Annotated in this window: 10 protein-coding genes; 5 read left to right on the forward strand and 5 right to left on the reverse strand. The window is 61.3% G+C overall.

Annotated elements, in window-relative coordinates:
- The first annotated feature begins 15 nt into the window (after positions 1 to 15).
- Together MOQ67_RS06925 and MOQ67_RS06930 are read left to right on the forward strand one after the other, a co-directional pair.
- The gene (locus MOQ67_RS06925; protein ID WP_193039696.1) at positions 16 to 294 is read left to right on the forward strand and encodes a type II toxin-antitoxin system RelE/ParE family toxin; all 279 of its coding nucleotides are present in this window, start codon (positions 16 to 18) and stop codon (positions 292 to 294) included.
- Positions 295 to 302: 8 nt separating this feature from the next.
- A complete protein-coding gene (locus tag MOQ67_RS06930) occupies positions 303 to 608 on the forward strand; it encodes a HigA family addiction module antitoxin (RefSeq protein ID WP_448675948.1) in 306 nt (101 codons plus the stop codon).
- An 80-nt stretch (positions 609 to 688) separates the two neighbouring features.
- Here MOQ67_RS06930 and MOQ67_RS06935 read toward each other — a convergent pair whose 3' ends face one another.
- Genes MOQ67_RS06935 through MOQ67_RS06950 form a run of 4 tightly spaced genes read right to left on the reverse strand, consistent with a single transcriptional unit; the run spans position 689 to position 6,786 of the window.
- Positions 689 to 2,080, reverse strand: a complete 1,392-nt coding sequence (locus MOQ67_RS06935; protein ID WP_017844584.1) for an ATP-binding protein — start codon at positions 2,078 to 2,080, stop codon at positions 689 to 691.
- Entirely contained in the window at positions 2,077 to 3,891 is a 1,815-nt protein-coding gene (locus MOQ67_RS06940; protein WP_017844585.1) for a DAHL domain-containing protein, read from the reverse strand. The genes MOQ67_RS06935 and MOQ67_RS06940 overlap by 4 nt, the downstream gene beginning before the upstream one ends.
- 10 nt (positions 3,892 to 3,901) lie before the next feature.
- Complete coding sequence (locus tag MOQ67_RS06945; RefSeq protein ID WP_198865127.1) at positions 3,902 to 4,888, reverse strand: cytochrome-c peroxidase; 987 nt, start codon at positions 4,886 to 4,888, stop codon at positions 3,902 to 3,904.
- A 23-nt stretch (positions 4,889 to 4,911) separates the two neighbouring features.
- The gene (locus MOQ67_RS06950) at positions 4,912 to 6,786 is read right to left on the reverse strand and encodes a putative bifunctional diguanylate cyclase/phosphodiesterase (protein ID WP_026139750.1); all 1,875 of its coding nucleotides are present in this window, start codon (positions 6,784 to 6,786) and stop codon (positions 4,912 to 4,914) included.
- Positions 6,787 to 7,043: 257 nt separating this feature from the next.
- Here MOQ67_RS06950 and MOQ67_RS06955 point away from each other — a divergent pair, with 257 nt between their 5' ends.
- Both MOQ67_RS06955 and MOQ67_RS06960 read left to right on the forward strand, forming a co-directional pair.
- On the forward strand, positions 7,044 to 8,390 hold the full coding sequence (locus MOQ67_RS06955) for an HD domain-containing phosphohydrolase (RefSeq protein WP_026139751.1): 1,347 nt from the start codon (positions 7,044 to 7,046) through the stop codon (positions 8,388 to 8,390).
- Between the two features lie 48 nt (positions 8,391 to 8,438).
- Positions 8,439 to 8,852 carry an NUDIX hydrolase gene (locus MOQ67_RS06960; RefSeq protein WP_017844589.1) on the forward strand — a complete coding sequence of 138 codons (414 nt, stop codon included), beginning with the start codon at positions 8,439 to 8,441 and terminating at the stop codon, positions 8,850 to 8,852.
- A 31-nt stretch (positions 8,853 to 8,883) separates the two neighbouring features.
- Here MOQ67_RS06960 and metR read toward each other — a convergent pair whose 3' ends face one another.
- Positions 8,884 to 9,801 carry a transcriptional regulator MetR gene (metR, locus tag MOQ67_RS06965; RefSeq protein ID WP_017844590.1) on the reverse strand — a complete coding sequence of 306 codons (918 nt, stop codon included), beginning with the start codon at positions 9,799 to 9,801 and terminating at the stop codon, positions 8,884 to 8,886.
- A 289-nt stretch (positions 9,802 to 10,090) separates the two neighbouring features.
- Here metR and MOQ67_RS06970 point away from each other — a divergent pair, with 289 nt between their 5' ends.
- Positions 10,091 to 15,025: a dermonecrotic toxin domain-containing protein gene (locus MOQ67_RS06970; protein WP_448675900.1), complete on the forward strand. Its 4,935-nt coding sequence runs from the start codon at positions 10,091 to 10,093 to the stop codon at positions 15,023 to 15,025.
- The last annotated feature ends 17 nt before the right edge of the window (positions 15,026 to 15,042 follow it).

Raw genomic sequence — 15,042 nt, forward strand, 5'->3', positions numbered from 1 at the left:
GTTAAGCATTAAGCGATGATCAGAAGCTTTAAATGCGCCGAAACCCCAAAACTGTTTGAAACCGGTCGAACCCGACGTTGCTCCGCTGTCGTTTCCGTGGTGGAACGACAGCTGAGCATGCTGGATGCGGCGGTTGAACTCGCTGATTTGCGCTCACCGCCCGGGAATAGGCTGGAACCGTTATACGGTGACAGAGAGGGGCAACACAGTATCCGAATCAATGGTCAATTCCGGGTCTGTTTCATTTGGGGGCCTCACGGCCCTGAAAATGTTGAAATTGTGGATTACCACTGAGGTGAATGATGTTTAAGAATGGCATGCGACCTGTACATCCTGGGGAAATACTCAAGGAAGAGTACCTGGAACCGCTGGGCCTGACCGCAGCCGCTCTCGCAAGGGCGCTGCATGTTTCCGCCCCTACGGTGAATGACATTGTATTGATGCGTCGGAGCATCAGTGCGGACGTTGCATTACGCCTGGCAGTCGCGTTGGAGACATCTGCACAGTTCTGGCTGAACCTGCAGGCCGCCTATGATCTGCGCACTGCAGAAATTGCCAAAGGCGCCCAGATTTACAAAGAAGTCGAGAGAGTTGTGCATTGCGCATGAGCTCGTATCGGGTCCTATTCGAACTCGATGGAAAGTTCGGGTGTTGATCCAACCGTTGCGTGATGCTTTTTCGAACGGGCCTACACCGCTGTTTGGCGAATGGGCAGCACCACCCGGAACGTGGTGCCTTTGCCCAGTTCGCTGCTGACGGAGATTTCGCCATGGTGTTTCTTGACGATGCCGTAGGAGAGTGACAGCCCCAACCCGGTGCCTTCGCCCACCGGCTTGGTGGTGAAGAACGGATCGAAGATTTTCAGCTGGGCGTCCGGGGCAATCCCGCAGCCGTTGTCCGCGATTTCCAGCCAGATGTTCTCGCCGTCCACGCCGTCGCTGATGGTTATGGTGCCGCGCTCCGGCCCGATGGCTTGCGCTGCGTTGATCACCAGGTTCATCACCACTTGGTTGAGCTGCGAGGCCAGGCATTCGATTTCCGGCAAGGGCGCATAGTGCTTGATGACGTCGGCTTTGTACTTGAGCTCGCTGGCGACGATGTTCAGGGTCGAATCGATGCCTTGTTGCAGGTTGGCCCACTGCCAGGTCTGGTCGGTGTCCACTCGGGAAAAGTCTTTCAAGTCCTTGACGATCTGCGCCACACGGCCAATGCCCTCCTTGGATTCGTGAATCAGCGTCGGAATATCTTCCCTGAGAAAGTCCAGGTCCAGGCGTTGGCGCAGGGCTTGGAGCTGATCGTCGCCGATCGCGGCTTCGGCCTGGCGGTAGGCATCGAGCATCTGCTGCAGCTGTTTGAAATAGCCTTCGAGGGTGCCGAGGTTGGAGGAAATGAACCCTACCGGGTTGTTGATCTCGTGCGCCACGCCCGCGGCGAGTTGCCCCAGGGACGCCAGTTTTTCCGATTGCACCAACTGGCTTTCGAGCTGTTTGCGTTCGTCGATCTCCAGTTGCAGGGCCTGGCTGGTCTGGGTCAGCGCTTGGGTACGCTGTTCCACCAACAGCTCCAGCTGGCTGGTTTGCAAGGATGCGCGGCGGGCCATGTCCCATTTGGCGGTCAGGGTGTTGGCCATTTGCTGGACTTCGATATTGTCGAACGGCTTTTTCAGGATCAGCAGCCGGTCATGGGCACGCAGGCGAAACAGCAGCTCTTCCCAGGAATAATCCGAGTACGCCGTACACACCACCACCTGCAGGTTCGGGTCGACCTTCCACAGTTCTTCGATGGTTTGCGCGCCGTCCCAGCCCTGGGGCATACGCATGTCGACGAAGGCCAGGGCGTAGGGCAGTTGCGCCGCCATGGCCGTCTCGAGCAGTTGTAAACCTTCCTGCCCACCGTAGGCGGAGTCCAGCTCGAACAGCGGGCTTTGCGGCTGTTTGTCGCTGGTGCCGAACAGCGCGGCTTCCATCGCGTCCAGGGCCTGGTTCTGTTCCAGGGGCGGCTTGAGGATCTTGCGAAAATCTTCGTGAATCGAGGGCGTGTCGTCGATCAGCAGAATGCGCCGGTTCGGTGGTTGGTTCATGCGGGGCCTGCAGCATCGTTGAGGGGGATTTGCAAGGTGAACAGCGCGCCTTTGCCCGGACCATCGCTATAGCCGGTAAGCCGGCCATTCATTTCAATCGCCGCCAGGGCGCAGCTGTGCAGACCGAAGCCATGGCCTTCCTTGCGAGTGGTGAAGCCGTGGGTGAAGATCCGCGTCATGTTTTCGGCGGGGATGCCTTCACCTTCGTCTTTGACGCTGATTTGCAGGATGTTGTCCTCTATCGTCTGGATCGACAACGTAATCTGCCGAGGCCGGTCGGTCAGGTTGGACATGGCGTACTTGGCGTTGCTGATCAGGTTGACCATGATCAGCAGCAGCCGGTGTTTGTCGGCCATGATCTGCGGTACGTCGGCGTATTCCTTGACCACCGTCACATGATGGCGATTCAGCGCGCCGGAATTCATGCGCAGCGCGTCGTCCATCAGGGCGCTGACCTGCAAGGGCTCCAGCACGCTGGAAACGCCGGCGTAGGATTGCTGGGTGGAGACGATGTCCTTGATGTGGTCGACGCTTTTGCTCAATTGCGCCAGCTCGTCGGTCAGGCCCTGTTGCTCGACGGCGATGGCCTCCACCAATTGGTTGAGATAGCCCGGCAGCAGTTTGCCTTTTTCGTCTTCGCGCAGGTAAGTGCCCAGGTCATCGGGGTGTTCGTTGATCAACTGCATGGCCTTGCCCAACCCCAGTGCTTTGCTGGTGCGCAGCTTACGGGCGACCAGGTCGGCGGAGATGTTCACGCTGTTGAGCACGTTGCCCACGTTGTGCAGCACATTGGTTGCGATTTCCGCCATGCCGGCCTGGCGGGCGCTGTCGAGCAGTTCGCTTTGCGCATCCCTGAGCTGGCGCGTGCGTTTTTCCACGCGCTGTTCCAGGCTGGCATTGGCGGTGTGCAGGGCGCGGTTGACGCGGTTGATCACGGTGAAACTGCGCAACAGCCTGATGGCCAGGTACAGCAGCAATGCCACCAGCAGGGTGGAGAACACCAGCAAGTAGTTGTGATACTTCTGGTCGATCAGGTCGGCGGCCTGCTGATCCTGGTTGAGGTGGGTGGTCAGTTCGTCCAGGCGTTCGGCCACGGGAACCGCGGCGATGCGTTCCAACAAGGTGTTGACCAGCGGCTGTTCGCGCAGGATCAGCGCGACGTGGTTGCTGAGAATCTCCACCGGCAGGTGGAAGTCGGCCGGCAAGCGTTCTTTGTTCACCGCCAGCAGGTTCAGGCCCAACAGAATCTCGGCCGCGCGGTCGGCACTGGCGACCTGGGCGAACTCCATGCTGCTGAGCAACAGGTCATAGGTGTCGGTGGCCACACTTTGCAGTGGCAGCCGCTGTTCGTCGTCGAGCCGTGTGAACGCGGCCTGGATATCGTTTTCAGCGGTCGGCAGGAACGCCAGGGAGTTGCGCAGCACGGCGTTATGGGACTTGAACTGGTCGACCAGTCGCGCTTTGTCCTGGATCGCCGCCTGACCGGCATCCAGGCTGGCTTGCCAGCCGGGCAGGTCGTTGGGCGCGTGATACGACTCGTGCTGGCGCAGTTCCTCCCAGATTCTTGTGATCTGCGTCAGCGGCGTCACCAGGGGGTCGTAATTGTGGGTCAGGGCGATTCTGGCCTTGAGCACCTCACTGTCCCACTGCGCGTTGAGCTGCTGCATCTGGCGGATCAGGTCGCGGGATTCGGTGTAATGGCTGGTCTGGTCAGTACTTGATTTGATGTACAGGAACACCAGTATCGATGCCAGCAGCAGGGTCGCGGTGCCCAGTAGTAGTTGGATGACGTAGTGGCGGGAGAGTCTCATGACCGTCTGCTCATAAAGGTTTGCCCGCCCATTGGCCGGTCAGGGTCTTGAGAAACTTGATGATCTGGTCCTTGTCTTCCGCCGAGGGCACGCGCCCCAGTTGGAATGTGAACATCACATCCACGGCTTCTTCGAGGGTCTTGGCCGAGGCGTTGTGAAAATACGGCGCGGTGACGGCGACGTTGCGCAGGCTGGGCACCTTGAACACGTTACGGTCTTCTTCGTCGTGGGTCACCAGATAGCGGCCCAGGTCGGTCTCGGCGGGCGGGCGGCCCTTGAAATAATCATCCATCACGCCGAACTTCTGGAACATGTTGCCGCCGATATTCATGCCTTGATGGCAGGCGATGCAGCCATATTCCTTGAAGCGTTGGTAGCCGTATTTTTCTTCGATCGTGAGGATCTCGGTATTGCCCAGCAAGTACTGGTCGAAGCGGGAGTTGGGCGTGAGCAATGTGCGTTCATACGTCGCCAGGGCATTTTGCACGTTGGCCGCCGTCACGCCGTCGGGGTACACCTGACTGAAGGCGGCCTGGTACTGCGGCATGGCGGTGAGGTTGTCGACCACGGTTTTCCAGTCGCTGCCCATTTCCACCGGGCTGATGACCACTTGTTCGATCTGGGCCTCTAGGGTATCCACCCGACCGTCCCAGAACTGCTTGAAATTCAGGCTGGCGTTGAACACCGTGGGTGTGTTGAGTTTGACCGGCTTGCCATCAAAGCCCAAGGAAAACGGCTTATCGTCGCCCCCGCCCGTTGCCAGTTGGTGGCAACTGGCACAGGACAGGCTGTCATTGACCGACAGGCGTTTCTCGTTGAACAACTGGCGACCCAGCTCAACTGTTGCCACATCCAGCAGCGGCACCGGCGGCAGTGGTTTGAGCGGCTCATCCAGTGGCGCGGCCGCCGCGGGCAGGGCGGCGGCAACCCCGAGGGCGACGGCAAGGCCGAGTGCCCAGGGTGACGGGCGAGGAGAGCGGGTGAGGGGACGGATCAAGCGTTCGTTCCTTGGATAGACAGTCACTGGGGGGGCATCAGGCTGCGTTGCCCGGCTTGCATCAATTGGGCGAATTCAGCGGCCGCCACGGCTTTGCTGAACAGGAAACCCTGGCCCTCCTCACAACGGTGGGCTCTGAGGAACTCCAATTGCTCAAGGGTTTCGACGCCTTCGGCAATGATGTTCAAGTCCAGGCTCTTGCCCAGGCTGATGATGGCACTGATCAGTTGTGCATCCTGGCTGTTTTCGCCCAGGCCGCGCACGAAGGATTGATCGATCTTCAACACATCGATGGGAAACCGGCGCAAGTAACTGAGGCTGGAATAGCCGGTGCCGAAATCGTCGATCGACAGCCGCACGCCCAAGGCTTTGATGTCTTGCAGGGTGACGAGCGTGTCCTCGACGTTTTGCATCAGTACGCTCTCGGTGATCTCCAGTTCAAGCAAACTGGGCGTCAGGCCGGTGCGTTGCAGAATGGCCGCCAGGTTGGCGACAAAATTGCGCTGGCGAAAATCAATCGCCGAGATATTCACCGAGATACACAGTGCAGGCAGGCCGGCGGCGCGCCAGGCTTGTGCTTGCTCGCAGGCTTGGCGCAACACCCATTGGCTCAAGGGCACGATCAGGCCGCTGTCTTCGGCCACGGGAATGAAGGCTGACGGGTAGATCCAGCCGTGGTCGGGCTGGTGCCAGCGAATCAGGGCTTCGGCGCCGACGATCCGCCCGCTGCTCAAATCCAGTTTCGGTTGGTAGTGCAAAATGAACTCATCGCGCTGCAAGCCCTGCCGGATCGCGCTTTCCAGGCTCTGCTGGGCCTGGGCGCGCAGGTTCATCTCGTTGACGAAGAAACTGAAGTCGTTGGGGCCATGGGCTTTGCTGGTGTGCATGGCGGTTTCGGCGTTCTTGATCAGCTCCACCGCGCTGAAACTGTCGTTGGGGTAGATGCTGATGCCCAGGCTTGCGGTGACACTCAAGTCATGCCCGGCCACATAGTGTGTCGTGCTGATGGCGCCGAGCAGTTTTTCGGCAATGTACTGGGTTTGCTGGGGATGCTTGATGTCGTTGAGGATCAGCACGAACTGGTCGGAGCCGTAGCGAAACACCGAATCCGACGCGCGCACCGTGGCCACCAGGCTTTGGCTGACCTGCTTGAGCATTTCATCGCCGACCGGATAGCCCAGGGCATTGTTGATGCGCTTGAAGCGGTCCAGGCCGATAAACATCACGGCCAACTGGGTGTCATGGCGCCTGCAGACGGCAATGGCCTGCGTCAGCCGGTCGCCCAGCAGGGTGCTGTTGGGCAGTTCGGTCAGGGCGTCGTATTGCAGCAGGTGTGAGACCTTCAGCAGTTCCTGCACGCGTTCTTCGACCGTGCGCTCCAACCCCATCAGTTTGAGCGCGGCATCCTGGGCCAACTGCCATTTCCAGGTCAGCGCGCTGGCCATCTGGCGGATTTCCAGGTTGTCGAACGGCTTTTTCAGGATCAGCAACTGGTCGCTGTATTGGATGCGCGCTTCGATGGCTTCGAAGGAATAGTCCGAGTAGGCCGTACACAGGGCGATCTGCAGGTTCGGGTCGACGTTCCACAGTTGTTCGATGGTTTCCAGGCCGTCCCAGCCCGGCGGCATACGCATATCGATGAACACCAGGGCGTAGGGCGCGTTGTCGGCCAGGGCCTGGTTGACCAGGGCGAGGGCTTCCTGGCCCTGATAGGCGGAGTCCAGCACAAAAGTCTGGCGCACGGTGGGGGCGGTGCCGAACAGGGTTTCTTCGATGCTGTCCAGGGACTGGCCGCCTGTGGTATCGGCGCACAGGATCTTGCGGAAATCCTCGTGGATGGAGGCCGCGTCATCGACGATCAGCACCCGTCGATTGGCCCTTCCTGAGCACGGATTCATGGCTGACACCGGGACGCAGGCAACTGAAGATTCTTACGCATCGGGCTTCCTTACCTTGAATGCTTCAATAAACGGGGAACAGTCATGGCTTCATGCTACTAGCATAGTCGGGTCCCTTGAATAAGTACGCCAGTTGGCGTCAAATCACCCTCAGTTACCCCAGCCTGCATCTAGCGCTCATTGCTTATGCAAGTACAGTGATCGATCACGCCGGGGCGCAATGAAGCAACCGAGTACCATCGCCAGGAGGTGTCGCCATGGATGAACAAACTGCTACGACGTCCCCTTACAGACCTACTATTTTGCTGGTCGACGATGAAGAATCGATCCTCAACAGCCTGCGCCGTCTGCTGCGGGGCCAGCCTTATGATGTGCTGCTGGCCAGCAGTGGTGCCCAGGCCCTGGAAATCATGGCTGCCGAGCCCGTCGACCTGCTCATGACCGACGCGCGCATGCCCGCGATGGACGGGGCGATGCTGCTGGCCGAGACCCACCGCCTGTACCCGGCCACCACGCGCATCCTGCTGACTGGCTATGCCGACATGACCATGATGATCAAGGCGATCAACGAAGGTCAGATCCACCGCTATATCAGCAAGCCCTGGAACGACGAGGAAATGCTCCTGACGTTGCGCCAGTCCCTCGAACACCAGCATTCCGAACGCGAGCGCGTGCGTCTTGAGCAGTTGACCCGCGATCAGAACGAGCAGTTGAAGGCCCTCAACGCCACCCTGGAAAAGCGCGTCGAAGCGCGCACCAGCGAGCTGCAGCAAACCGCCGACATGCTCGACCTGGCCTACGACGAGCTCAAGCGCAGCTATGTGACCGGCACCGAAGTGTTTTCGCTGCTGGCCAACCTGCGCCTGCCCAAGCAGAAGCAGACCAACCGCCAGTTGATCGAGCTGATCCGCGTGTACTGCAAAGCCCAGGTGCTGGACGAAGCCAGCGCCCGTGACCTGACCATGGCCGCCGCGCTCTACAACATCGGCAAATTGAGCTGGAGCGACGGCATGATGGCCGTCCCGTCGGAACTGCTGCACAGCAACGACCGCGAACGCTATCGCGCATACCCGGCGCAGAGCGAGTCGTTGCTGATGACGCTCGAGCCGATGAAGGACGCCGCACGGCTGATCCGCCATCACCAGGAGCGGTGGGACGGCACCGGGTTTCCCGATCACCTCAAGGGTGAAACGATTCCCGTAGGCGCGCGCTTGCTCAAACTGGCGGTGGACTTCATCGAACTGCAGAAGGGCCTGATCCTGGAACGGCAGATGAACAGCGATGAAGCACTGCTGTACATCCGCAAGTACGCGGGGCGGCTCTATGATCCGGACATGGTCGAAGACTTCGTCCTGGCCTGCGCCGCGTTCCTCAACGACGTGACCCTGGGCGACCCGAGTGTCAAAGTGCTGAGCACCCGCGAACTGGCCGACGGCATGATCCTGGCCCGCAACCTCAACGCCGATAACGGCATGTTGCTGCTCAATGCCGGCAAAGTGCTCAACTTGCCGCTGGTGGACAAGCTGATCGCGTTTGAAGCCATGGAGGGCGCCAAGTACAGCGTGTTTATCCGCGAACCGGAAGAGCCCCATCTTTTGAGCTGAGGCGATTCATGGGATCATTGTGTCTTTGCATTCAAGGTGATTTTGTCCATGCCAACCACTATCCGTATCGCCGCCGCGCTCCTGATCGGCGGCGACGGCCAGACGTTGCTGGTGCGCAAGCGCGGCACCCAGGCATTCATGCAACCGGGCGGCAAGATCGATGCCGGCGAACAACCGGTCGAAGCGCTGGCCCGTGAGCTGCACGAAGAGCTGAACTTGCGCATCGAGCCGAGCCAGGCGGTCTACCTCGGCCGTTTCTCGGCCCCGGCCGCCAACGAGCCAGGTTTTACGGTGCAAGCCGAACTGTTCCAGGTACGGATCGACGTGCCGGTGACCCCGGCCGCCGAAATCGAAGAAGTGCGCTGGATCGACCCGGCCGGAGACGGCGGCCTGCACCTGGCGCCCTTGACGCGTGAGCTGATCCTGCCGTTTTATCGCAAATCGCTGACCACCACCGCCTGATTGGCGGGTTCCAAGGACTGAGCCGTGCCCCTCAACGCACGGCGCTGACCCCATCCAGTGTGGAAAACGACGTGTCCTTGGCCGTCAGCAGGAAGTCGCGCATGTACGGCGCGTCCAGCATGTCTGCACGAATCCCCGCATACAGCGTCGCAAACAGGCCTTTCTCACCCAGGCGCTTGGCCTTGACGTAACCGCGCGAGCTGTATTCATGCAGCGCCCAATGCGGCATGCCGCAAACGCCACGACCGCTGGCGACCAGTTGCATCATCATCACCGTCAGCTCCGAGGTGCGTACCTGGGCCGGTTCGACATCGGCGGGTTCGAGGAAACGGGTGAAAATATCCAGGCGGTCGCGTTCCACCGGGTAGGTGATCAGGGTTTCGCTGAGCAGGTCTTGCGGCACGATGTACGACTTGTTCGCCAGGGGGTGCTGGTTGGCCACGGCCAGCATGGCTTCGTAGGTGAACAGCGGCACATACGTGATGCCCGGCAGCTCCAGCGGGTCGGAAGTGACCACCAGGTCCAGGTCGCCACGGGCCAGGGCCGGCAGCGGGGCGAAGGCGAAACCGGACGCCAGGTCCAGCTCGACCTCGGGCCAGGCATCGCGGAACTGGTCGATGGTCGGCATCAGCCACTGGAAGCAGCTGTGGCATTCGATAGCCATGTGCAGGCGCCCGGCGGTGCCACCGGCCAGGCGCGCAATGTCACGCTCGGCGCCGCGCAGCAGGGGCAGGGTGGCGTCTGCCAGTTGCAGCAGGCGCAGGCCGGCGCTGGTGAAACGCACCGGTTTGGTCTTGCGCACGAACAACGGCATGCCCAATCGCTCCTCTAGTTCTTTGAACTGGTGGGACAGGGCGGATTGGGTCAAGTGCAGGCGTTCGGCGGCTTCGACCAGGCTGTCGGCCTCGCGCAAGGCGTGCAGGGTTTTCAGGTGGCGGATTTCCAGCACCGTGGTCTCCATGAGCAATATTGATGAGCAATTCGAATAGGGTGAGTTTGTCTCATGTTGTGCGGGCTGTCGACCTGCCGGCCGGCGCACGAGGTTCATATCCCGCCATACATTGCGAAACGGCGCTGGCCCGGAGCCCCGGCGGGCCCCGCGTGTGTGGACATAGTCAATTACGCATTTCTTGTTTCACCGTAGGGATGAGTGGGTATTTTTGCCGCGACATTCGTCCCGAAGAGCGCTCCATGCGTCGTTGGGACGACACCGTATTGCCCCGCCAAGGATGTGCCCCATGACCGCTAGCGCCGCTGCAATGCCCTTCATCTCTCGTCTGTACCCCGCTGTACCACCGGCCAATCCAACCCCTTCGCCCCCTGCACCCGCGTCCACCTCCCTGAGCCGTGCCGGCGCCATCGCCGAGGTGCAACCCCGGCCCCGCGTCAGCCACCTCGCCGCCCACGCCGTCAGCAGCCAGTTCGCGACGCGGCCCGACGTGCGCTCGGTTGTCAGGGACATGCTCGGCGAGGCGATCAACAGCCTGTATCCCGCGCTGGAATTCGACGTGGCGCGGACCTCGGTGGCAGAACCGATCGCGGAAAACCCGGTTCAATACCGCTTGACCCCGCTGCTGGATGTCGCGCTCAACCACCTGGCCAGCGGGGCCGATATCGATTTCACCGACAAGTATTCATGGCCGCAGAAACTGGTCAAACAAGGAACCGGCACCACCCTCAGAGTCCCCGACGCTTCAGGCAACCGGCGCGAAGACATCGACATGTCGGCCATCGAACTGGCGATCCGCAGCCTTCGGCCCAGCCTCAAAGACGCGTTTGCGCGAGCCTTGACCCGTTACTGGGGACAAAATGCTGGCGGGGCGGACAACCGCTGGTTGTGGCTCAGCGGCATGCTCAGCGACAACCTGCGCAGTGCGGCGCTGAAACAGCCCGGCCTTACCGATGCACAACGCGCCACCCTTGACCAGGTGGTCACCTGGCCCGAGCGTGCGCAACGCGTGAGTGCCAACGGCGACGACGCCGCCCGGGTCTTCGTGCTCGACACCAGCGTCCGCTACGGTGGCGGTGCCTCCACCCAGCTCAGCCCGGATCTTTTGATCACCCGTCAGATCGGCGCCAGCACCCAGGTTCTGCATGCTGCGGCCAACGGCCAGATCACCCCTTACGACTCGCTGGAAGCCTTCGGCAAGGCCTGGGGCGAGACGCTGGAAAACGACTTCGTCTTCGACCACTTGACCTGGAAACGCCAGGAGCCGGACGCGAATATCTTCGATGCACAAGCGGGCATCATTCTGAACAACCAGTTGCAGGCGATAGACAGCATCGAACTCCCGCCAGTCGGCAGCCTCCAGGCTCTGGAGCAGCGCTTCAGCGTGCTCAGCGATCCGAGCCCGTGGTTTGTCGGCGTCTATGCCGCAGATTCCGCGGAACTGGCACGGCTGCAGGAAAAACTGCCGCAGTGGATGCGCAACGCCGACCCGGCCGATCGCCTTGCCTACCATCGCCACGCCCTCGAACTGGCCAGCGATGTCCAACGCAACCAGGGGCGTAACTTTTTTTCGGACATCCCCGATATTCGTACCTATACCCAGCAACAGCTGCAAGCGCAGTTGCAGAACACCGGGCTGCTCGCGGACCACCTCGACGTCACCTTCAAAGTACCGGTTGGCACGTTGGGCAGCGGCTACATCGAGCGCGTCACGATGAGCCTGACCGACATGGCCTTGCGCAATCTGGCCGGGCTGCCCAAGGGCGAAATCGAAGTGCGCCACTTCGGTCAACCGATCAGCGACCCGGCAATGCCGCAGCGCTTGAAAGACATCGTCAGCCAGGTGGACATCGGCAAACACTATCCTGCGTTGCTGCAAACCCACCTGCTGGGTGACAGCGATGAGTCACGTCGGCGCAGCGCCTTGTTCGCCCAACAAGTCCCGCGCCAACTGGCGATGCAGGCGCTGGAGCTCAAGCTCAAGGGCGAAGCGGGCATCACCGCGCACGGTTACCGGTATGTGGAGGCGCTGCTGACGCCCGGCGCTGGAGCGAAACAGGTCGACGGGCAAGACATCGTCATGCGGCCCCTGGCGTTTATCCGCAAGTCCGGCGCGACACCCGATGTGGTCCAGAACATGTTCGTCATCGAGCCAGCGAATGCGGCTGTCGGCCCGCACCTTCTCTACCGGCCGATGTTGTCCCCGGTATTGCAGGAATTTGCCACGCGTCAAGCGCTGCTGGAGGCGGTGCAACAGCCCGGCCCCTTGCAGCAAAGCGTGCTGGCCTGGTTGCCCGACGACAGGACGCGCGCGGTGTACGGCAACGGCGGCTTCAAGATTCCCAACATTGCCCGCTACAGCGTCTTCAACGAGTTCGACGCGCCCGCCCAACCGGCACCGACGACACTCGCCGTGGACGGCTATGACGCCGCCAGCACATTACGCCAGGACCTGGAGCAAGGGCGCCTGATGCAGCACCTGTACCAGAGCAACACCCACAGCCTGGTGAACCTGGCCCAGGGGCAATCGGTATCGGACGCGCAGAGCCGCTGGGCTTCCTTCAAGGAACTGGGCGGGTTGTTGTTCAACACCCTGTTACCCGTGTTGCGTGGGCCTGGGGCGATGGCGGGGTGGTTGTTGCAGTTGGCCGGCAGCGAGGACGATATCCGCACACTGTCCAACCCCGCCGCCCAGGGCGACAGCACGGCCAGCGTGGTGGACCTGTTGCTCAATATGGGCATGGTCTTGACCCATTCCGCGCCCGCCGACACTGCGCAGCCGCCGCTGACGCTCGACGCTCTCAAAGCCATCGCGCCAAACGATGGCCCGCTGCGCCGCGCCCCGGGCCAGGCGCCGGGCGCCCATCGCGCGAGCATCCGCCAAGGCAGTGTGGAGCCTTCTGCCGGCGCCATCGGCGGTCATGCGAGCATGCTGGATTTTGCGTTCTCCAGCCCGCGCCGCCTGAGCTCCGGCCAGCTCGCGCAGATCGAGTCATTCCGGGTAGCCGCGCCGGTCGATGTCGGTGCGGCGATTGCCGAGGGGCCAAAACAGGGCTTGTACCTGAGCCAGGGCGGGCTGTACGCCAACATCGACAAGCAGTGGTTCCGGGTGGCCAACGACCTCGACGGCGTGTTCATCATCGACGCGAACAACCGCGCGCGTACCGGCCCGCCGATCAGGCGTGACGCACAGGGGCGCTGGAGTTTCGACAGTCGCCCCCGGCTGCGCGGTGGCATGCCGCGCAAGAGCGGCGTCGCCGAGCGGGTCAAACAAAACAGGCAGGCACAACAGGCGCGAGGGGAAGCGTTCAGTCAGGCCGTCGAGGCCGCACTTGTATTGGATGGACCGAGGGCAGACTCGCGTAATCAAGTGATTGCGAGCATTACCGACTACTACAACGGCCGTAAAAAACTGCGCACGCTGTGGGGGCTGTCTACCACCGGGGAGCATCAACAGCGCTTTATCGCGCCTTACCTGGCGCAGTTGGAACTCACGAAGAACCTCAGGCAGACCATCGACCAGCAACTCGTGCAACTCAAGCAACGCACTGAGGTACACAGTGCGGCGGCTCAGACCGCCATTGACCATCTGGTGCCGAAAAAACTCGGCGCAGTGGATGATCTTTCCGAAGAAAAACAGGCGCGCTCCAATCTCTATGAGACGGTGCTCGACAACTACCGTGAAATCGAACAGTTCTACACCACGCTGGCCGAAGACAGCAATCAACACGTCCCCAGCGGACGCTCGATGGCGGAGGTGGTGAGCGAGGCAAGGACCGGCTCCAAAAGCACGTATATCGAACTGATGGACAACTTCGCCAGGGTTTACCGCGACTTGGAAAGCGTGCGGGAAGCCGCCCTGGCCTCCGCCGCCGTGCTGGAAAAATGGACGGACGATTCGTCGTTCGGCAAAACCAAGGCCGCGCACTTCCTCAAGCAGCAAGAGCGACAGCCACCTGCGATTACGGCCCTGCGCATGAAGCTGACCAGCCTGACCAACCTCAAAGAACTGAGCCTCGATCGCTATGCGCGAACGAGCGACCCAGTGGAGTCGTTTTACCTGCAGCGCTTGAGTTCAACCAACCTGATCCCCGTCTACAACGCTCACCTGGACCTGCGGCAGTACACCGGTTACAGCTTGAGCGAACGCAAGGCGACGCTGGAAACCGTCGTCGGCACCTACCAGCGCGTGCTCAGCGACAGCCTGGCGATACAGGACACGAATCCCGGCCTTCAGCGAGCCGAGTATCAGCAGCTGTTTGCCGAACGCCTGCGCGATGTGATCAACGATGCCCAAACCGACCTGGCCGAAGTGATGCGCGAGGAACAAGCGCTGGTGCCTGCCGCCGTCGTGCGTATCGATCAACGGCAAAAACCGGCGGGCCAGCGCACGTTCAAGACCCGCGACAAGGAAACCCTGATCGGCACCGCGCGCCCCCAGGCGGCAGGCTCCGGCGCGATCATCGATGTGCTGGACCCGCAATCCGGCCGGTCGGTCGCCAGTTACAGCGAACACGCGAGCGAGGGCGAGTGGGTAAAGATCGTTCCCGCGCAACCCGCACGGCCCGCGTCATCGCCCAAGTCGCTGTCAACGCTCAAGTCCGACGCCAGGAAACTGCTCGAAGAAAGCGCCGGCATTGAACGCACGATCGCGTTCCAGAAACGCAAACTCAACGACCCGCAACGCCGGGAGGGCATCAACCCGCTGGACTGGAATGACATGCTGCAAGCCCAGGCCGAGCGGCTTCAGGCGACCGCCTTGCTGGCCGAAACCCGTCACGGCGGCAATCCCGAAACCGAACAATGGGTCAAACAGTGGCGCACGGCGGCGGACGAACTGCTTGCCAAGGCCCGCCAACATTGCGCCGATGGCTACAAGGTCCTACCCCCCAAACCGGAAAACATCGACTACCTGTGGAAACACGGGTTCGTCGACATCAACCTGGTCCAGCGAGACATCGCGACCAAAAGCGGCGATGTCTTCACCGAGTACGCCGTGCGTGAAAAAGGCAAGGTCGACGTCTTGTGGTATGCCCATTTCCACTACCCGGCCAAAGGTTCGCCGCGCAATCTCTACACGGCGGCGCACCTGAAGATCCCGTCGCAGCGCACCAAGACCCAGAAAGACCTGGTGGCCGAGGCGGGCAATAACCGCGTGGTGGAACAGATCGTCAGGGCGCGGATCGGCCCGCCGCTGGATGAAAAACTGTTTTTGACGCTGTGACCGGAGCGCTCCGCTGA

Source organism: Pseudomonas sp. LY-1 (assembly GCF_053502595.1).